The organism is Bacillus sp. V33-4, from assembly GCF_002860225.1.
Lineage (GTDB): Bacteria > Bacillota > Bacilli > Bacillales > Cytobacillaceae > Bacillus_BJ > Bacillus_BJ canaveralius.
On sequence record NZ_PGVC01000064.1, the window covers coordinates 1 to 19,221 of the forward strand.

General features: G+C 42.8%; 22 protein-coding genes and 10 tRNA genes. 2 read left to right on the forward strand and 30 right to left on the reverse strand.

All coding sequences use genetic code 11. The features are described from left to right. Nucleotides 1–66: 66 nt before the first annotated feature. From CVD23_RS19545 to CVD23_RS19595, 11 genes are all read right to left on the reverse strand, one after another. Nucleotides 67–140, reverse strand: a tRNA-Gly gene (locus CVD23_RS19545). A 12-nt stretch (nt 141–152) separates the two neighbouring features. Beyond that, nucleotides 153–229: transfer RNA gene (locus CVD23_RS19550), tRNA-Pro, on the reverse strand. Between the two features lie 14 nt (nt 230–243). Continuing rightward, nucleotides 244–320: transfer RNA gene (locus CVD23_RS19555), tRNA-Arg, on the reverse strand. A gap of 61 nt (nt 321–381) precedes the next feature. After that, a tRNA-Leu gene (locus tag CVD23_RS19560) sits at nt 382–467 on the reverse strand. 63 nt (nt 468–530) lie between these two features. Continuing rightward, nucleotides 531–615, reverse strand: a tRNA-Leu gene (locus tag CVD23_RS19565). A 62-nt stretch (nt 616–677) separates the two neighbouring features. Then, a tRNA-Lys gene (locus CVD23_RS19570) sits at nt 678–753 on the reverse strand. A 2-nt stretch (nt 754–755) separates the two neighbouring features. Next, nucleotides 756–830, reverse strand: a tRNA-Gln gene (locus CVD23_RS19575). 84 nt (nt 831–914) lie between these two features. Next, nucleotides 915–986, reverse strand: a tRNA-Glu gene (locus tag CVD23_RS19580). A gap of 14 nt (nt 987–1,000) precedes the next feature. Continuing rightward, nucleotides 1,001–1,091 (reverse strand) — tRNA-Ser (locus CVD23_RS19585). 7 nt (nt 1,092–1,098) lie between these two features. Beyond that, a tRNA-Asn gene (locus CVD23_RS19590) sits at nt 1,099–1,173 on the reverse strand. A 477-nt stretch (nt 1,174–1,650) separates the two neighbouring features. Then, nucleotides 1,651–2,127, reverse strand: coding sequence for a SprT family protein (locus tag CVD23_RS19595; protein ID WP_101666936.1), 477 nt, complete (start codon nt 2,125–2,127; stop codon nt 1,651–1,653). Between the two features lie 91 nt (nt 2,128–2,218). Here CVD23_RS19595 and cmpA point away from each other — a divergent pair, with 91 nt between their 5' ends. Further along, nucleotides 2,219–2,332: a cortex morphogenetic protein CmpA gene (gene cmpA / locus CVD23_RS19600; RefSeq protein WP_101575378.1), complete on the forward strand. Its 114-nt coding sequence runs from the start codon at nt 2,219–2,221 to the stop codon at nt 2,330–2,332. 26 nt (nt 2,333–2,358) lie between these two features. Here the strand turns inward: cmpA and CVD23_RS19605 are convergent, their stop codons facing one another. The 14 genes from CVD23_RS19605 to acpS all read right to left on the reverse strand — a co-directional run bounded on the left by CVD23_RS19605 (nt 2,359) and on the right by acpS (nt 14,077). Next, the gene (locus CVD23_RS19605) at nt 2,359–4,536 is read right to left on the reverse strand and encodes a Tex family protein (protein WP_101666937.1); all 2,178 of its coding nucleotides are present in this window, start codon (nt 4,534–4,536) and stop codon (nt 2,359–2,361) included. 97 nt (nt 4,537–4,633) lie between these two features. Further along, nucleotides 4,634–5,233: a PP2C family serine/threonine-protein phosphatase gene (locus CVD23_RS19610; protein ID WP_101575380.1), complete on the reverse strand. Its 600-nt coding sequence runs from the start codon at nt 5,231–5,233 to the stop codon at nt 4,634–4,636. Next, nucleotides 5,230–6,021, reverse strand: a complete 792-nt coding sequence (sigB, locus tag CVD23_RS19615) for an RNA polymerase sigma factor SigB (RefSeq protein WP_101575381.1) — start codon at nt 6,019–6,021, stop codon at nt 5,230–5,232. Before sigB ends, CVD23_RS19610 begins: the two co-directional genes overlap by 4 nt. Then, nucleotides 5,999–6,472, reverse strand: a complete 474-nt coding sequence (rsbW, locus tag CVD23_RS19620) for an anti-sigma B factor RsbW (RefSeq protein WP_101575382.1) — start codon at nt 6,470–6,472, stop codon at nt 5,999–6,001. Before rsbW ends, sigB begins: the two co-directional genes overlap by 23 nt. Next, complete coding sequence (locus CVD23_RS19625) at nt 6,469–6,801, reverse strand: anti-sigma factor antagonist (RefSeq protein ID WP_101575383.1); 333 nt, start codon at nt 6,799–6,801, stop codon at nt 6,469–6,471. Before CVD23_RS19625 ends, rsbW begins: the two co-directional genes overlap by 4 nt. Nucleotides 6,802–6,858: 57 nt before the next feature. Further along, nucleotides 6,859–7,869, reverse strand: coding sequence for a PP2C family protein-serine/threonine phosphatase (locus CVD23_RS19630; protein ID WP_101575384.1), 1,011 nt, complete (start codon nt 7,867–7,869; stop codon nt 6,859–6,861). Between the two features lie 10 nt (nt 7,870–7,879). Then, on the reverse strand, nt 7,880–8,281 hold the full coding sequence (locus CVD23_RS19635; protein WP_101575385.1) for an anti-sigma regulatory factor: 402 nt from the start codon (nt 8,279–8,281) through the stop codon (nt 7,880–7,882). Between the two features lie 4 nt (nt 8,282–8,285). Next, entirely contained in the window at nt 8,286–8,642 is a 357-nt protein-coding gene (locus tag CVD23_RS19640; RefSeq protein WP_101575386.1) for an STAS domain-containing protein, read from the reverse strand. After that, nucleotides 8,639–9,472, reverse strand: coding sequence for an RsbT co-antagonist protein RsbRA (locus CVD23_RS19645; protein ID WP_101575387.1), 834 nt, complete (start codon nt 9,470–9,472; stop codon nt 8,639–8,641). Before CVD23_RS19645 ends, CVD23_RS19640 begins: the two co-directional genes overlap by 4 nt. A 578-nt stretch (nt 9,473–10,050) precedes the next feature. Beyond that, entirely contained in the window at nt 10,051–10,401 is a 351-nt protein-coding gene (ndoA, locus tag CVD23_RS19650; RefSeq protein ID WP_101666938.1) for a type II toxin-antitoxin system endoribonuclease NdoA, read from the reverse strand. Between the two features lie 4 nt (nt 10,402–10,405). After that, nucleotides 10,406–10,687: a CopG family ribbon-helix-helix protein gene (locus CVD23_RS19655; RefSeq protein ID WP_101575500.1), complete on the reverse strand. Its 282-nt coding sequence runs from the start codon at nt 10,685–10,687 to the stop codon at nt 10,406–10,408. A gap of 239 nt (nt 10,688–10,926) precedes the next feature. Next, nucleotides 10,927–12,087 carry an alanine racemase gene (gene alr, locus CVD23_RS19660; RefSeq protein ID WP_101666939.1) on the reverse strand — a complete coding sequence of 387 codons (1,161 nt, stop codon included), beginning with the start codon at nt 12,085–12,087 and terminating at the stop codon, nt 10,927–10,929. Between the two features lie 404 nt (nt 12,088–12,491). After that, nucleotides 12,492–13,502, reverse strand: a complete 1,011-nt coding sequence (locus CVD23_RS19665; protein WP_101575389.1) for a LolA family protein — start codon at nt 13,500–13,502, stop codon at nt 12,492–12,494. Nucleotides 13,503–13,720: 218 nt separating this feature from the next. Next, nucleotides 13,721–14,077 (reverse strand): holo-ACP synthase, encoded by a 357-nt coding sequence (gene acpS, locus CVD23_RS19670; RefSeq protein ID WP_101575501.1) that lies wholly within the window; start codon nt 14,075–14,077, stop codon nt 13,721–13,723. 110 nt (nt 14,078–14,187) lie between these two features. On the opposite strand from acpS, the gene CVD23_RS19675 reads away from it, so the two are divergent. Further along, nucleotides 14,188–14,904: a rhomboid family intramembrane serine protease gene (locus tag CVD23_RS19675; protein WP_101666940.1), complete on the forward strand. Its 717-nt coding sequence runs from the start codon at nt 14,188–14,190 to the stop codon at nt 14,902–14,904. A 144-nt stretch (nt 14,905–15,048) separates the two neighbouring features. On the opposite strand, the gene CVD23_RS19680 is transcribed toward CVD23_RS19675, so the two are convergent. The 5 genes from CVD23_RS19680 to CVD23_RS19695 form a co-directional block, all read right to left on the reverse strand. Further along, on the reverse strand, nt 15,049–16,482 hold the full coding sequence (locus tag CVD23_RS19680) for a PH domain-containing protein (protein ID WP_101666941.1): 1,434 nt from the start codon (nt 16,480–16,482) through the stop codon (nt 15,049–15,051). Next, nucleotides 16,475–16,954: a PH domain-containing protein gene (locus CVD23_RS19685; protein ID WP_101666942.1), complete on the reverse strand. Its 480-nt coding sequence runs from the start codon at nt 16,952–16,954 to the stop codon at nt 16,475–16,477. The genes CVD23_RS19680 and CVD23_RS19685 overlap by 8 nt, the downstream gene beginning before the upstream one ends. A 125-nt stretch (nt 16,955–17,079) precedes the next feature. After that, entirely contained in the window at nt 17,080–17,235 is a 156-nt protein-coding gene (locus tag CVD23_RS22935) for a hypothetical protein (RefSeq protein ID WP_374702652.1), read from the reverse strand. Continuing rightward, complete coding sequence (locus CVD23_RS22940) at nt 17,232–17,600, reverse strand: hypothetical protein (protein WP_374702653.1); 369 nt, start codon at nt 17,598–17,600, stop codon at nt 17,232–17,234. The genes CVD23_RS22935 and CVD23_RS22940 overlap by 4 nt, the downstream gene beginning before the upstream one ends. Continuing rightward, nucleotides 17,509–18,978, reverse strand: a complete 1,470-nt coding sequence (locus CVD23_RS19695) for a DEAD/DEAH box helicase (protein WP_101666943.1) — start codon at nt 18,976–18,978, stop codon at nt 17,509–17,511. Before CVD23_RS19695 ends, CVD23_RS22940 begins: the two co-directional genes overlap by 92 nt. Nucleotides 18,979–19,221: the final 243 nt, after the last annotated feature.

Genomic DNA, 19,221 nt, shown 5'->3' on the forward strand with positions numbered 1-19,221 from the left:
TTAAATAAAAATAAACTTAACGTTGACGTTTTTGCTTGCTTGTTCAGTTTTCAAAGAGCAATACTTTGGAGCGGGTGATGGGAATCGAACCCACATCATCAGCTTGGAAGGCTGAGGTTTTACCACTAAACTACACCCGCAATATTTACATATGGTCGGGAAGACAGGATTCGAACCTGCGACCCCTTGGTCCCAAACCAAGTGCTCTACCAAGCTGAGCTACTTCCCGTATCTCAATTTTAATGGCGCGCCCGACAGGAGTCGAACCCATAACCTTCTGATCCGTAGTCAGACGCTCTATCCAATTGAGCTACGGGCGCTTACTTAAAATAGCAACTAAACTATCATAGCACCTAACTATTATTAAGTCAATACTTTTTTTGGTGCGGCCGAGAGGACTTGAACCTCCACGGGGTTGCCCCCACTAGGCCCTCAACCTAGCGCGTCTGCCGTTCCGCCACGACCGCATCGTTTTAAGGCGACAAAAACTATTATATCACGATAGTTTTCATCATTCAACTGGTAAAGAATGGTGCGGGTGAAGGGAGTCGAACCCCCACGCCTTGCGGCGCCAGATCCTAAGTCTGGTGCGTCTGCCAATTCCGCCACACCCGCGCATTAAATATCGAAATCAGATGTATTTGTTCAATCCGACTTCCGTTTTCTTACTACTAAAATGGTGAGCCATGAAGGACTCGAACCTTCGACCCTCTGATTAAAAGTCAGATGCTCTACCGACTGAGCTAATGGCTCTTTGGCTGGGCTAGCTGGATTCGAACCAACGCATGACGGAGTCAAAGTCCGTTGCCTTACCGCTTGGCTATAGCCCATAGATAAAGAGTTATATTTTAAGTATAATACTGGATTCGTTCTCCAGTTAGATAAACACTTCAATATAAAAAATAACACTAAAATGACCCGTACGGGATTCGAACCCGTGTTACCGCCGTGAAAGGGCGGTGTCTTAACCGCTTGACCAACGGGCCATGCTAAAATATTCTGGCGGAGAAGGAGGGATTTGAACCCTCGCGCCGCTTACGCGACCTACACCCTTAGCAGGGGCGCCTCTTCAGCCTCTTGAGTACTTCCCCATATAAATGGCTCCGCAGGCAGGACTCGAACCTGCGACCATTCGGTTAACAGCCGAATGCTCTACCACTGAGCTACTGCGGAATATTAATAATGCTTCCTAAATTCAGTTTAACTTCGAATGTCCCCATCTCAGTAAGCCAAGGCTAGATGTGGCTCGATGGGTACAACTCGCAGTCCATTCATGGTAGCTTCGCTCGTTGCTCTACCACTGAGCTACTGCGGAATATTAATACTGCTTCCTAAATTCAGTTTTGCTTCGAATGTCCCCATCTCAGTAAGCTATGCCAAGTTGCAGCTCGATGGGTACAACTCGCAGTTCTTTCATGGAAGCCTTGCTCGTTGCTCTACCACTGAGCTACTGCGGAATATTAATAATTGCTTCCTAAAACCAGTTTTGCTTCGAATGTCCCCATCTCAGTAAGCTAAACCAATTTGCGGCTCATACAGCAGTTTAAAGTGAATTTGGCTGAACTTCCATCAATATCGACTCTTACTATTATAAAAACCTCAGGCATATAAGTCAAGATGATTTTTTCATCTGGTCATAGTCCCAAGGTTTCATGAATTTAAGGCGACTTCATTAACTTTCATCAGTTTGCCTTTACATTTGCCACATACGTATTTAGATGTATTCACTGTCCGTTTCCGTTTGTAAAGATGCCCGCATTGTTTGCATTGGTATATAAGCATTTTACTCAGTGTTTTCTTTTTAGGTTTTTCCGGCAGTGTCGAACAAAAACGGGGAGCGTCTACTTGTTTGAGCAGGGTCCTGAAGTCCTGATCACGATGGCGGTAACCTTTGCCCTCCAAGTGAAGATGATAATGGCATAACTCGTGTTTAATAATACCGATTAATTCTTCCTTACCGAGCTGTTCAAAATACTTTTTGTTGATTTCTATATTGTGGGAGTGGAGGAGATAACGTCCTCCTGTTGAGCGGAGTCGCGCATTGAAAGTAGCCTTATGCCGGAAGAGCCTATGAAAGGATTCAATGGATATTTGCTCGACTAATCTTTGAAGTTCATCATCATTCATGGTGTGTCTCTCCTTTGGGTGAACATGACAACCTATTATAGCATACATTATATATACCTTTTGAAACGAAAATGATTAGGGAGGTATCATTATGCCGGCCTGGTTCCAGAATCAAATGAAGAAGGCATTTTATGAAAAAAATAGTTACCAAATTAAATTATTAAATCAATGTTGGTTTTTTTACCAAAAAAAACACTGCTCTTAAAAAGCAGTGTTTTTTAAAGCGACTGTCTACTCGGCGGGCGACAGCATCGTCAGCGCAACCCTGCCTTTTTGTTTGTCGACACTATCCACCCAAACCGTGACGACATCCCCAACAGAAACGACATCCAACGGGTGCTTTACAAACTGGCGGCGCAGCTTCGAAATGTGAACCAAACCATCCTGTTTGACCCCGATATCGACAAAAGCGCCGAAGTCAACGACATTTCTTACCGTTCCCTGCAGTTCAAGGCCGGGCTTTAAGTCTTCCAATTTGAGAATATCCTGCTTTAACAATGGTTTTGGCAATTCATCACGAGGATCCCGCTCCGGCCTCATTAAAGCTTCGACAATATCCTTTAAGGTTAGTTCACCAATTTTCAATTCAGCGGCTGTTGCTTTAATATCCAAATTATTTAGAGATGCCTTTAACGCTTCTGTGCCAAGGTCTGTTGATTTGAACCCAAGCATACTTAACAATTTTTTAACTTCAGGATAAGTTTCCGGATGGATTGCAGTCCGGTCAAGGGGCTCGCTACCATCAATAACCCGAAGGAATCCGATTGCCTGCTCATATGTCTTGGCGCCAAGCCGGGGTATTTTTTTCAACTGTACCCGGCTCAAAAATTTACCTTCTTCATCACGTTTTTTGATTACATTGATGGCGACCGTTTTCGATAAACCGGCGACATACTGCAAAAGCGAGGCTGACGCTGTATTAACGTTGACGCCGACCTTATTTACAGCTGTTTCTACAACGAAGGTCAGAGACTCAGATAATTTTTTCTGGGACACGTCGTGCTGGTATTGGCCGACACCAACTGACTTCGGATCAATCTTAACGAGCTCAGCTAGAGGATCCTGAAGTCTGCGGGCAATCGATACTGCGCTTCTTTCTTCCACCTGGAATTCAGGAAATTCCTCTCTCGCAATATCTGATGCTGAATAAACACTCGCCCCTGCCTCATTGACAATCAAGTAGAAAATCTCTCCTTGAATCTCTTTGAGGATATCTGCAACAAATTGCTCTGTTTCCCGGGAAGCTGTTCCATTGCCGATCGCGACCATTTCCACTTTATATTGTTGCAGAAGTTTGATTACCTTCTCCTTTGCCTCGTTTACTTTTGAAACAGGCGGATGCGGATAAATAACTCCTTTTTGCAAAAGCTTGCCGGTCTCATCGACAACCGCTAGCTTACAGCCTGTCCGGTATGCAGGATCGACTCCAAGTACAACCTTGCCTTTTAATGGCGGCTGGAGCAGCAGGTTGCGAAGGTTTTCAGAAAAAATATGGATCGCCTGCTCCTCAGCCTTTTCTGTCAACTCATTGCGGATTTCACGTTCAATCGATGGTTGGATAAGCCGCTTGTAGCTATCTTCAATAGCTTCTTCCATGAAGTCTGCTGTAATCGATTCGCGGTTTTCCATCCATTTTCTCGTCAGGAACCCGATGATTTTATCGGTGTTAGGCTTGATCGCGACGCGGATGATATCTTCTTTTTCGCCGCGGTTTAAGGCCAATATGCGGTGCGGGACTATTTTGCTGACAGGTTCGCTGTATTCATAATACATTTCATAAATGTTTTTCTCATCTTCATTTGCATCTTTTACGGCCGTTTCAATTAATCCGCTTTGACTCGTCTCTCTGCGAATCCATTTTCTACTGTCTGCATCATCAGAAACGATTTCAGCAATGATATCTTTTGCACCGGAAATCGCTTCTTCAATTGTAAGCACTTGTTTTTCTTCGGATAAAAAATCATTTGCTTTTTCATCCACTGATCCTTCCTTCGGCAATGCCATGATCCATTCCGCAAAAGGTTCCAGCCCTTTTTCTTTCGCGACAGTCGCCTTTGTCCGGCGCTTCTGTTTATAAGGCCGATATAAATCTTCGACTTCCTGAAGCTTGTTTGCCTGTTCGATTTGCACTTTCAGTTCATTCGTCAGCTTTCCCTGTTCATCAATTAAACGAACGACCTCTTCTTTTCTTTGCTCTAAGTTTTGAATGTATTGCCACCGATCCATAATATCCCGGATTTGTACCTCATCCAGTGCTCCTGTTTGTTCTTTTCGGTAACGGGCGATAAACGGAACCGTGTTCCCTTCCTCCAATAAAGAAATAACACTGCTTACTTGTTTACCCGTAATCTTTTGTTCTGTTGCAATTAAATTTATATATGTATCTTTTTTTTCAACTGTTTTCTCCAAGCTTCGAGCCTCCCGCTAAAAAATAAAGTCTTTTATCCTATTTTACAAAATGTTTTCCTGGTTTGCACGATTATACAGACAAAAAGAGCTTACTGTATTATTGAAGTAAGCTCCCGATTATAAAGGTGGTGTCATCACTTGTGGTCATATATTTAGATTTAATTTCATTAGCGATAAGTTCGAGTGGAAGAAATCCTTTGAGCAAAGACTTTGCTCCCTGCAAATGCAGCCCGTCAGAATGAATGAGGAATTTCGATCTTGGCTCATAAAGAAACCGTTGAGTATGAAAGGATTGCGGTCTTCCTGATAAATAGCCAGTCACCGGCAGGGGATATGTGAGCTTACCGGAGGGGGAATAGAGAAAAAACCGGATGTTTCCTACGCAGCTGTACACGAATTCCCTTGTTTTAAAATAAACCTTGAATATCGATACAGCAGCGCCTCGTTTTTGTAAAAGTGCTTTATTGCAATGATTCATGAGTGTTTCTACATCATCCCCATGATATTGTTCTACCGCAGCTACAACAGCGGACGAAGCTTCATTTGCATATTTACCACTTCCGAGTCCATCTGCTACAACACAGATAAAATATTCATCGGTTTCCTTATAATAATAAGCATCTCCGCATTCCTGCCGGCCTTCTTTTGCTGTTTGGTGAGCTAAAAGTTGGACCTTTTCTTTTGCTGAATCGTTCATGAAAGGCACTCCGAGTTATTCACCTCTGCATGGATGGCTTCTTGTAGTTTCTTGATGGCTCTCCTTTGCAAACGTGAGACGTGCATCTGAGAAATTCCCAATTTGTCACCTGCATCCTTTTGGCTCATATTTTCCAAATACGTATATTGAATGATTTTCTTCTCACGGTCTGTCAGTACATGCAACACTTTTTCCAGCACCATTCGCTGATTAATCTTTTCGTAGCCTTCATCTACATTTCCGACAATGTCAAGCAGGGTAACCGTTCCACCGTCAGAATCCGCTTCGATTGAATGATCGACAGACAAAGCCTGATAGCTTTTCCCCATTTCCATTGCTTCAAGCACTTCTTCTTCGGAAACCTCAAGTGCAGCAGCGATTTCTTCTACTTTAGGAGAGCGATGCAACTCCGTAGTCAAATTCTCTACCGTTGTCTTGATTTTCGGGCCAAGCTCCTTAATTCGGCGTGGAACGTGGACACTCCACGTTTTATCTCTTAAAAACCGTTTGATTTCACCAATGATTGTCGGTACGGCAAAAGCTTCAAAGCTTTTGCCGAAAGTTTCATCATAGCGGCGGATCGCTCCCAGCAAGCCAATCATGCCGACTTGAAAAATATCTTCATGAAAGGATCTGCCTTTGGAATACTTTCTAGCGATTGTTTCAACAAGGTTTTGATATTGAAGGACGAGCTGTTTTTGCGCTTCTTCGTCCTGATGCAGCTGATATGCTTTAATTAAGTCGTTCGTTTCTTGCTTGGGTTGGTTAGGTTGAGATTGTTTCTGCATCTATCTCCACCTGCTCTCCTTCCAGGTATTTGGTCATGAAGACCGTCACACCCTCTTTTTGATGGATTCGAACTTCATCCATCAATGTTTCGATAAGATAAAGGCCTAAGCCTCCTTCTCGCATAAATTCTACAGAATCGGTTTGCTCGTACGGCCCGAGTCCTTGACGGGCAGATTGGAAGTCAAAGCTTCTTCCGCTATCCGAAACCATCACTTCCAGGCGGTCCGTGTACAAGCCGAAGCCGATTACAACCTCACCATGTTCGTTTTGCCTGTATGCGTGTTGAACTGCATTCGTACATGCTTCACTCGTGGCAATTTTCAAGTCCTCAATCTCATCATAAGAAAACCCCAGCCTGCTCGCAATGCCAGAAAGGGTTAACCGAATAACTCCGACAAATTCCGGTTTTGCCGGAATTTTCATCTCAATATAGTCAAACGGCTGATTCATTGCACTCCACCTTCTATCTCGCTGTTTATATCGATAATATCGGCAAGACCGGTAATGTCAAATAGCCTTTTTAGCCGTTCAGACAAGCCAACTAATTGAAATTTCCCGTCATGGGAACGGATATTTTTAAAGGCGCCGACAAACACACCTAAACCTGTACTGTCCATATAGGACACTTCGGAAAGGTCGACGATCATTTCAATCCCTTTCTTTTCGGACATTGGTAAAAGGGCTTCTCGGAGTTTTGGCGCAGTATATGCATCAATTTCACCGCTTACTGTTACTTCAACCAAAGTTTCTGTCTCATTTACATCTATTGTTAAATTCATTTTTTGACCCACCTCTTTATCTCAATTGCTCTTTCTGTTTACCCTTTTCGAAAAAAATTAAACATCTCTTTTTAAAATGATTAACGTAAAGTCGTCACGCAATTGAAAGTGCTGAAGCTTTTCAAGTTCCTTATATATATTATTAACAATTTCCTGAGCACTTAAGTGATGGTATTTCCTGATATACCCGATTAATGTTTCTCTCTCGATGAATCCCTCTTCTGTCCTGCATTCTGTTACTCCATCAGACATAAGGACAACCATATCTCCCGGCTTGATTGCCTTTTTATATTGGGTGTATTTTGTACGCTTGTCTACGCCAAGCAGCAAACCCTTTGCTTCCAATTCAAAAAATTCATCCTGAGCTGAACAATAATAAAAACCAGGCTCGTGACCGGCTGATGCATAGTAAAAAATATTTTCGGCCGGATTAAACATACCGTAAAACATCGTGATAAACATGCTTGGATCGACATTTTGTTCGACGACACGGTTGAGGTTTTCAAGAATCACACTCGGTTCATTCCGATTTTCAGGCAAACTGTCCATCGCATATTTGATCATCGACATACAAAGAGCGGCGGGAATTCCTTTTCCAATTACGTCTGCAATCGCGACGCTTATATAATCATTTTCATCCTGGACAAAATGATAGTAATCCCCGTTCATGTGCCTGGCCGGCACACTGATCGCCCCAATATCAAGCCCGTCGATTTTCGGAACTTTTGTACCAAGCAGCGTTTGCTGGACGTTAGCGGCAATTTCCATTTCCGACCTGAGTTCCTGCTGCATATGCCTTAATGTTTGATGTTCCCGGTAAGCTAAGCCATATCCGATCATCACTTCCAATAAAATATCAAACGAGTTCATTACATGGTTCGGAATATCGGGATAAAGATCAGTAAGAAGCCCTTTATGAAGGCTGATAATTTCTTCCGGTGAAATCTTATGCTCAATCGTTTTGCGACTGAATTTTTGACTTGCATATAATGCCTGTTCATTCTGTTCTTTTAAATAACTTTCCAATATTTCTCGATACTTTGACTCCATCGATTCGCGAAAATCCATTATGTTCCCCCTAACGGAGCCACTTTGTTGCTTTTATATCTGTACCATTTCCCGGCGATGAATCGATATCAAATTCATCCATTAATCGCTTAACACCCGGCAGCCCGGCTCCCAGTCCGCCTGATGTTGAAAATCCATCTTCCATCACTTGGCGCAAATCACTTATACCAGGTCCGCTATCTATCGCATGAATCAGCAACCCGGCTTTTCCGCCATCATATATTTTTTCGATGCAAATCTGTCCTTGCCCGGCATACAAATAAATGTTCCTTGCGAGTTCGCTTATCGCCGTTGTAATTCTTGCCTGGTCAACTGTTCCGAACCCAAGCTCTTTTGCAACATTCCGCCCAAGCTGGCGGGCTGCAACAATGTCCCACTCATTTATAATCTTAACGCAGGATTGGATTCCCATACAGTCAATCCCCCAGTTCCAGTTGCAATTTCTCCAACCCTTTTTCTAAATCTAAAGCTGTGAGGACATCATCCAACCCAATCCCCAACTCTATCAGCGTAATAGCAACGGCAGGCTGTATTCCGGTAATGACAACTTTTGCACCCATTAGCTTGGACATGCTAATGACATCTCCCAAAACTTTTGCAATAAACGAATCGATAAAATCGATCGAAGTAAGATCGATAACGACTCCGTTTGCGCTTGTTTCATGAATTTTGTGAAGCAAATCCTCTTGGAATTGGAGAGCGGTTTGGTCATCCAACTCCCATTGGATGGAGACTAATAGGCAATCATGCAATTTTAAAATAGGTATTCTCACTCTGCTCCCTCCACATTCACAATTTTGCGATTTGTAATTTCTAATGCCGCTTCAATTCCCTTTTTCAAGGTATTTTTCGTAGTAAATTGATTCAGTTCAATCCCTAAATTCACAATGGTTTGGGCAATTTCCGGACGAATTCCGACAAGCATGCATTTGGCCCCGACAAGACGGACAGCATCTGCCGCCTGGATAATATGATGCGCTACCATCGTATCAACAACCGGAACTCCTGTGATATCAATCAAAACAACTTCCGAACGGTGTTTAACAACCCCGCTCAACAGGTTTTCCATGATCTGCTTGGCCCGTTCTGTATCAATCGTACCAACGAGCGGCATCACCGTGATCTTTTCAAATACGGGAATTAACGGTGCGGATAACTCTTGCAACGCTATTTTTTGCAGGGAAACGGTTCTTTCCCAGGTAGTGGAATACATACTGACGATTTCATTTGTCATCGGTGTCAGCCATTTATCAAAATCATAAACTATATCCATCTGATTATCCCGGGTTATCAGGCCTGCTTCTTGCATTCCTTCAAACACAATTTTCCCGAAAGTCTGTAAACCTTTTGTTACAAATGTTAATGGCCAGCCTAACCGGACTACCTTTTCAGCAAAGTCAGACAGTTTTGCAATGAATTCTTCGTTCGAATCTGTTATGTTCGATACAATCAAATCAATAAATTCACGGCTTGTCCCAATAAACACCTGGTCGGACGCTACGCGAATAATGCGCTCATCGGCCTGTTCCCTAATCTCCTCGATCCAGTCCGTTAACATTGCTTCTCTATTGGTTTGAATGTAATCAACAATTTGTTTATTCATTAAGCCGAACCCTCCCCATTCTATCACACAAAAATTAACCGTACCGTTATCCTGTATGCTGTAAAGTAAATTTAAATTTGTAAACTAAATTAAATAATCCTTCTCGCGATTCCTTATAACTATTTAATGATAACAAATCCTCTTCGTCAAATTAAATACTACAGGAATGCAGGGATTTCCTGCAAACAAACAAACCTTTTTTGCATCTCTCATGACTAAAGTCATGGATTCCTGCATACAGAACTACAATGAACCCTTAAAACAAAATAAAACACCCGCCATTCTTCCCACGATTGATATCACGGGTGTTCTGGCGGGTTACATAAAAACAAAAAAGCAAGCTGCCCAAAACAGCCTGCTATGCAGAAAAAACAAATCTTCATGATGATATATAAACAATATTGGCGGCTGTCCCCTGTAAATTTCTTCATAATCAAGCAAGCGTTTAGACCTGCGCGGGTCAACTTTTTACAATCTCATCATATTATAACTTTATACACGTAAATTTCCGTCGCAACGGCGTTCTGCATGTCTTTTTTCAATAAAAAACGCCCTTTCACCAAAGAGCGTGCTTGCAGTTAAAATTCGATGAGACCCAAACTTATCTGCAAGGCTTCATCCACTTTTTCCATCATTTCGTCATCGAGATGTGTAATCTTATCGGTTAACCGCTGTTTATCAATGGTACGAATCTGTTCTAATAGGATGACCGAATCGCGTTCAAAACCATATCGTTTCGCAACAATTTCAACATGAGTAGGCAACTTTGCTTTTTGAATTTGTGCTGTGATTGCGGCTACAATTACTGTCGGACTAAACCGATTCCCGATGTCGTTTTGGATGACTAACACTGGACGGACTCCACCTTGTTCTGAACCAACAACTGGGGATAGGTCCGCGAAATATACGTCACCACGTTTGACAATCAAGGGATTACCCTCCGCTTACTAGACGTTCAACTGTGTGTTCTGCCTCATATTCTGCTTGGAATGCTTCAGATGCAATCGTCAAATTAATTTTGGCCATTTCCATATAGCCCCGTCTCATTGATTCACAAATTTGCCTTTTTTTTCGCTCACGTAAATACATTTTTGTAGCTTGGTAAATGAATTCACTTCGGTTTACATTTTCTTGTTTAACAAATCCATCTAATTCGGTTAAAAGATGTTGCGGCAATTTTACCATGATCTCTGTTGTTGCGCCGGATTCTGACACAAACATACACCTCCACCATCAACTACACATCATTTTGAGTCTCTACTATTTCTAATATTATCACTATTCAAGGCCCATGCAAAGACTATTCATTAATTCTTCTGTATTATCGTCCAAAAAAATCAACTTTTATGCATGAAGGCAAACCGAATCCTTCCTTCCAGCGCAAAATAACAACTAAAAAGGTCTGTCATCGGTTTTTTTCACTTTCTCATGGATTTGCTCCCGCCACTCCTATACTATGTCAACAAAGGATTGTTTATGGCTAACATTTTTCCATTTTGTTTAAATATCCTCGGTACACGGTTTGAAATCATACAGGGAATTTCATAGTTAATCGTTTTCAGCTTGGAAGCAATCTCATTTATGGAAATTGTTTCTGCTTTTTGTGAACCAATCAAGGTACAGTTTGTTCCGACTGGAACATAACTTGGTAGCTTGACCATGCATTGATCCATACAAATCCGCCCAACAATTGGCACCCTCCTGCCCTCGACCAGGACGTCCTGTCCCTGAAGCTTTCGGATCCAGCCATCTGCATAACCGATCGGCAGTGTGCCGATCCATTCATCTTCTGCAGCTTCATATGTTGCACCGTAGCTGACCTTTTCACCTTTGTTGATTTTTTTTACATGGACAAGCCGCGAGTGTAATGAGAATGCTTCCTTTAATGCAATCGGCAACTGAGCTGCGATTTCGAGTGAGGGGGTTAATCCATACATGGCGATTCCAACGCGCACCGCATTAAAATGAGCTTCCGGAAACCTGATAGCTGCTGCACTGTTGCTGCTATGGATATAGCGGGGAAGGTTGTCAAGAACGCCGAGCAAATCATTGAAGCGCTCCAACTGCTCCCCAGAATACGAAAGGTCCAGCTCATCCGCGGTCGCAAAATGAGTATAAATACCTTCCATGCGAATTTGGCGATTATTCGTGATCGATGCTTCGAGCTTCCTAAGTTCATCCCTGGTACCGACGCCAATTCTATTCATTCCGGTATCCACTTTAATATGCACCGATATTTCCAGCTCCGGTTTTAAGATTCCCGCAGCCTTGACAATCCACTCCTCTTGAAAAACGGTAAGCGTAAGATTTAACTCAGCTGCGACATTTATATCTTCCGGGCGGCTTGCACCGAGAACAAGAATCGGGGCTGTGATTCCTTTCCTCCTCAGTGCGATTGCTTCGTCCATAAACGCTACGGCCAGCATCGATGCACCGGCACGAAGGGCTGCTTCAGCGGTTTGAATGTCGCCGTGTCCATAGGCATTGGCCTTCACTACAGCAATCATTTCCACCTCGTTCGGCAGTAGTTTTTTTATTGACTTCAGATTATCTTCGATATGATTTAAGTCTATCTCAACCCAGGTATCCCGATAAAAACTTCCTTGGTATTCCACCTGCTCCACTTCCTCCTGAATCCGTTCAACGCTGTATATTTATCATAAAAAGCTACATCCTTGATTATTATGCTCAAGCACCTCTGATGTCAAATGAAGAATTTACTATCCAGCGTCGTTCCTGGATTGCATTCCGCTTCCGGCAAGGCTCTTTAAAGCCAATCAGATTAGATCGCTTTCCCTGAAACTTAAAAACACGGCTCCAAATAGACGTAGAAAGCAGGCTACCAGTCGGAGCCTGCTTTCGCATGTTATTATTTGAATTTCATAAAGCATTCCTTTAATAGAAAAACGAACGGTTATTTACGATTAAGATAGTATTATTCGGTATCCTGCGGCATACTACCGTTTATTAGACAACTACATTCGTTTTTCAGTTTAGCCTATTATATTGTGAAATTCACTCATTTACTTACATTTCCTTGTACAGAACGGGCGATCATTACCAATTCTTCCTTCGTTAAATCGTTGGAAGCAACCATATAGTCGACCCCCTGTTGAGTCCATGTCACCATATTGTCAGCTAAAGCCCCAATCGTAAACCCTAAATCGACCGGCTCGCCATTCATCGTCATAGCCGAAGCAGTTGACTCCATCACTTCTGCTTTTTCTTGCACAAGCGTGAACGTTTTTTCATCGCCATAAGTTAAGACGACCCGTTTTCCATCCGCAGTTGCGATTTCCTTTTCATCTACCAGACTGGCACCAGGAATCTCTGCTGTTGGATATTTGACTGTAAATTCCATCTCATTTAGGTCAGCCATCACTGGCACTTCCAATTGGGCTCCGGTCATATTTTTCTTCATGTCAAAGTCGTTTTTGTCAAAAGTCACATCGAACTTAACATTGGAAAACTCCACTGTTACTAACGCTTTCCGGTCAGGATCCATTACTTTGACACTGACAGGGGCCAGGTCTTTGTTTAAGGTGATTTCCTGCAAAGGAAGCATTTTTTTATTTTGGTAGCGTGTTTTTGTTTCAAACACATAACCTTCTTTCGTTGCTTTGAATTTTGCCTCATTGTCTTCAATAATGTCCGTAATTAAGGATTCATATAAATAGGCCTGGCTGCTATTTTGCGGCCATTCACTCTGGAAACGGAAGCTCTTATTAAGAGCAGGAGTCAGGACAAACACTCCTTCTTCGTTTCGGAGAATCATCTGGCTTTGATCCTTCTGGGCATTTTTTAGATTTACCCGGTAGAAATCAGGTTGTTTATGCCAAATTTCAACATCATACTCCTGCGGCTCCTCCCCCATTTGCAAGGTCATTTTTGCGTCAGCCTTGTAGCCTTTCATTTCCTCAAACTTGCCATTCAGTTCTTGAACAACATCCTCCTGAGTTTTTGAACCGCATGCAGATAAAACGAAAATGACCATTAGCCCGGCGAGAAGCAGCAACCATTTCTTCTTCATTTTTCCAACCCCTTTTGTCTCATTTCAACACGGTTACGGAGAGTAAAAGGATGATCAGACATTGACGCCAGAAACATTTTTCGGTCTGTTGGAGTGACCCTTTTAAAGGGCTTAACGCCAATGTTCCCGCCTTTTTGCCTTGTCTCTCCTGTTGCACACTATGAATATATGAGACAACCTTAATGAATATACCGGGCCGGATGACAAGCTTTTATTTTTTAGAAACTTTTTTCTAAGACCACCTGGGCAACCGCATATTGACGGCTATGGGAGATCGACAAATGCGCACCTGTTTGCAAAGGCTTAATGAAAAACGGCTTTCCTTTCTCATCAGTTGCAACCTCGATGTCCAAAAAAGAAAGATCTTTCCCGATTCCGGTTCCTGCTGCTTTCGCAAAAGCCTCTTTCGCTGCAAATCTTCCTGCCAAATATTCGATTCTTCTGTTAGGAGAAAGCCGTTCAAATTGCTTAATTTCGGCATCTGTTAAAACTCGTTTAATAAATTTCGGCTGGGAAGAGACAATTTCAGAGATCCGCTCCAGCTCGACAATATCCACTCCAATGCCTGAAATCATCATTCATCATCCTTCTATTTCAATTTTTATTGCATAAACAATAGTACAAATATGGTTTTCCGCTATCGATCCGGGATAGAATGTATGTATATAAATTCGGGGGGTTAATTATGTTTACAAGAACAGAAAGCTTTCGGGAGTTTATCCGTTTTTACCCAGTTATCACCTTTATTCTTATTTTACACGCAATTCTCTATCTATTAACAGTTCTTCCTCTATTTCCCGGCATGCTTTTATTTGAACAATTGGCCGGAGTTAATCTATTTATTTCAGAAGGACAATGGTGGCGCCTGCTTACACCTATTTTCATGCATGCCGGCTTTGCCCACGTCCTTTTCAACAGCTTTTCCCTTGTATTATTCGGACCGCCCCTCGAGCAAATGCTCGGCAAAATAAAGTTTATTCTTTTATACACGTTCAGCGGGATTCTTGCAAATGTGGCCACCTTTTTGTTGATGCCTTTAACATATACACATGTTGGATCAAGTGGGGCTATTTTCGGTCTGTTCGGCTTTTATCTTGCGATGTTCACTTTTAGAAGGTACATGCTTTCCCGCCAAAATGCCCAAATTATTTTAACTATTTCTGTTATTGGAATCATCATGACGTTTATCCAGCCAAATATCAATATTACCGCACATATTTTCGGTCTTATAGCGGGATTTTTAATCGGGGCTTTCTCTTATTCAGACTCAAAAAAAGACATTTATCATCAAGTGAGAGACAACAGTTCATGGCGGCCTGCTGGCAACCGAAAATCGTTCTGGCAGATGCTTCTTTGGGGAGGCGTCGCCTTGCTCGCTGTTCTTGGACTGATTAATAGGTGAATGAATTGCTGTTTATTTAGACAACTGCATTCATTTTTGGGTTTAACTGCGAATTTACTGAGGTAAGTAAGCCAAAACGCGAAAAAGCATCCCTGTACGAAAGGTTTGACAGGGATGCTTTTATTTATGCAATCATAGTTTTATTCAATCTGTTCCGGAATACCATTTATATATTTGAATTGCATCGTTTCTTTCGATGTCAATGACTTTCCCGCCGCCGGCACCAATTCCCGACATGACGAACGCTTCAACTGTTGCCAAGTCTTTGTTCTTTTGAAAATAGCTTTCTTGATTGCTCAAAGACTGGATTTTTATTTTTCTCATATACACAGTGTTTTTAACAATCCCCCGGTATCTGAGCGCAAGCTGCTGATTGTCAAGATTCCAGCCGGCATCTTTATACATTAACAGCGACCAGATCGCTGCTGCAATAAAAAGCAGCAGGGATAAATATCCCCACGGACGAAAGAAGACAGCCGGCACAACAGCGAACGGGAAAGCAATTAGCAATCCTCTCGTCACATATCGTACTTTCGCCCTAAGCGGGGCCGGGACAAAACATGTTTCAAGCTGATAGTCATTCAAAACATTTTGCAAAAGATCGCCGATCTTATTTTTTCTGATCATCGGCAGCAACAAAACCTGCGATTGATCGCCTTTTTCGAATGAGCCTCCGGCGCTTTCCAATGATACAGCAGCATAACCAAGCGGCTGCCTGATCAAGTTTTCGCTAATTCTCATTGCCTGAATCCGCTTCAACGGAATCGTCGTCTGGCGTTTTTCCAAAAGGCCCCTTGAGATGACTAAATCATTGTTAATTCTTTTTACTGTAAAATCTGCATATTTAAGCATCGTCCCTATTAAGGCAATCACCCAGGCAATGAAAAACCCGATGAACACCAGTGTACTTACAAAAACAATCCCGCTTCCGATCAATCTTTCAAATCCTGTGAACAATCGCCGATAAGGGATAAGCTCATCAAATTGAAAAAAGAACGCGATCACGGCAGAAATGACTACCCCAACACCTCCGGAAGTAGAAGCAAGCAGAAGCAGTTCAGGAGCAGATATTTTATAAATGAGTTCTTCTTCCGTTTCATTAAGTATTTCGACAGGAATGCGGTGATTGTTTTTTGCGGAGGTCAAGATCTGTTGAATAGCATCTGCCTCTGCTTTTGTAATCGCAGTTAAAACAGCCTCCGCCTCGTTCAATCCAAGTCCGCCTGCTGTTTCCACTTTTACTTTCACAAGCCCGAACGGACGATGGAAAATTCCTTCTGAATAGTCAAGGCTTTGAATTCGTTCAAAAGGAATATAGCGTTTCTTTCTAATGACGATTCCGTATTCGATCCTCAATTCACCGTCTTCAACGCGGTAAGTAAACCTCAGCCAGGAGAGCACGCCTCCTACAAGGATAAATAGCACTGTCCCAATTGAAATCAACCAGAAAACCCAATCAGCGCCTGTTCCATTTCCGCCCCAGAAAACGAAAATGATAAACGGGAAGAACAGTTCCTTCACATGCCTGGCAAAATTATAAAGTGTAGAGATCGGGTGCAGGCGTTTTGCTTCAGACATCCTCATCCGCCACCCTTGCCAGTTTTGAAATAAAGACACGAAGTTCATCCGCTTCCGCAACATCGACGGCAGGAATTTCATGTACAGTCGCCGCAGTTGAGATCGCGACTGTCGCCAGACTGTATTTTCTCAATAAAGGTCCCTGCCGGGTGTCAACATGCTGAACCCGAATCATCGGCACAAGCGTCCTCTTAATAATAAATATCCCCTGCTGGAGTTCGATCTCTTGTTCTCTAACCTCGTAGCGCCACCGCTTCCAGCGAAGGGAAGGAAACAAATAAACATAAAGATAGCTGTAGCCAAGCATAATCACGACAGTCAATCCAATGATCCAGCTCGGCCAGGAAAAAATAATCGATAAAATAATCAGCGCGGCTCCAACCAGGCCAATAATAACAGACTGGATTGTACCTGATATCCTCCACACTTTTAACGCCCGTTCAGAAATTCTTGTTTGCGGTTCCATTATCACGCCAGTATCCTCCTGCGTTTTCCTTGGTATATCCCCTTTAAGTATACATGAATGTCATACATTTGAAGAAGATGCTATTACTTTTACGCAGAAGCCAAGCTAAAAGTTTTATAAAAAGCAAATCTTCACGGCATCCGAAAGCTTGCTTCATTGATCAATTCTACTCCCGGTACCCGCTTAATCTGCCTCATCAGCTGAAAAAGCGCTTCATCCTTCTTTTTCGCTTCAATCATACAGTAAATTTCCGGAACGGAGCCTTTGATCGTCTTTAAAAACGTCAAAAACATCTCCACATCGATATAATCGCTATGTGCCCGAATCTCGGGCTGGAAATGTGCATTTTAATCGGCAAACTGGAAGCACCCCATGTTGAAACAACCCGTTCCCATGCGCCTTCCCAATTGCCAGCCCCTTGATTGGCAAGATGATGGTGATAGTCGAAAACAAGCGGAATCCCGAGCCCCGATAAAAGCTTGAAAGAATGACTTAATGATTGAGCGGAAATTTGCTTTTTACGAGCTGTTATTCGCACAAAAAAGAGAGCAAATGCTCTCTTACCGATAACTTTTTGAATTGGTTGACTGGCTGCTTCGCTTCGTCCCGGAACGCGGCTTATAAGGGCCTTTTCTTCGACTATTGGCATCATTACCCCTTTTATTATCGTAGCCTCTGCTCCGGTCATTTGAGCTGCGATCTCTCCGCTGCGGGCGAGGAGCTTCTTCTGTCAGCTTAACAGGTGTCATATCAGGTTCTTTTGTAATCATTTTTAATACGGCAGCTACAATAGTGGAAGCATCATGCTGTTCGAGCAGTTGATCCGCTGTTTCTTTATACTGCTGCAGGTTATTGTTTTCGATCGTTTGAAGAATCTTATCGACAGCCGCTTTCTGTTGACCTTCGAACGCTTCATGTTGAGTAGGCGGCTTTAATAGTTCCATCCGCCGTTTTGTTGTTCTTTCGACAACTTTTAAGTAGTCTCTTTCACGGTAAGTAACAAACGTGATCGCCATTCCCGTTTTTCCGGCACGGCCAGTACGCCCAATCCGGTGCACATAGCTTTCAGGATCCTGTGGAATGTCAAAATTATAGACATGGGTCACTCCGGAAATGTCCAAGCCGCGCGCAGCAACATCGGTGGCAACAAGAACATCAATCGAACCCTCTTTAAATTTGCGCAATACCGAGATGCGTTTCGCCTGGCTGAGATCGCCGTGGATTCCTTCTGCCATATATCCGCGAAGATTCAAGGCTTCGGCGAGCTCATCTACACGCCGTTTTGTCCTTCCGAATACAATCGCCAGTTCAGGAGATTGGCTGTCAAGAAGCCTTGTCAAAACGTCAAACTTGGTCTTTTCCTGGACCTCTACATAATACTGTTCAATTAGAGGAACCGTTACTTCTTTTGTTTTTACGCGGACAACTTGCGGGTCCTTCATGAATTTTTCAGCCATTCTCTGGATCGGTGCCGGCATCGTTGCTGAGAAAAGTAGCGTTTGCCGCTCTGTTGGAATTTGGCCAAGAATTGCTTCAATATCATCAATAAAGCCCATGTTCAGCATTTCGTCCGCTTCATCGAGAATCGCCATCTTGACATTGTTAAGCCGCAATGTTTTACGGTTAATATGATCTAAAATCCGGCCTGGTGTACCCACAATGATATGCGGGTTTTTCTTTAAGGCACGAATTTGCCGGTTAATGTCCTGCCCGCCATAAATCGCCAAAACGCGGGCTCTTTTTCCATAACCAATTTTATATAGTTCCTCAGACACCTGGATTGCAAGTTCACGAGTTGGTGCGACGATAATTCCCTGGATGACGTCCTGGTCTTTGTCGATTTTTTCAACTAGAGGAATTCCAAATGCAGCCGTTTTACCGGTTCCTGTTTGGGCCTGGCCGATGATATCTTTGTTCTCAAGGCTCAACGGGATCGTCTGGGCTTGAATTGGAGTTGCTTCTTCAAATCCCATTTTCTGAACTGATTTCATTAATGCAGGGCTTAAACCTAAATCTTGAAACTTTGTCAATTTTCATTCTCCTTCTATTCGTACAAAAATGATATAAGGTATGCATCTTTTAAGGGCTTGCTTAAGCCAAGATGACAACCAAATCGGACTCTTCAGCTATTTTTTGCAAATAGCTGGAGCACCTACTAGAGTAATATGTGATGTGAACAGCTGGTGAGTTTTAAACAGCACAACCTAGCAAAACACAAACTTATTCAGGGTGGTTCGTAAAAAAAGACATTCTCCATCAGGAGCATGTCCGCT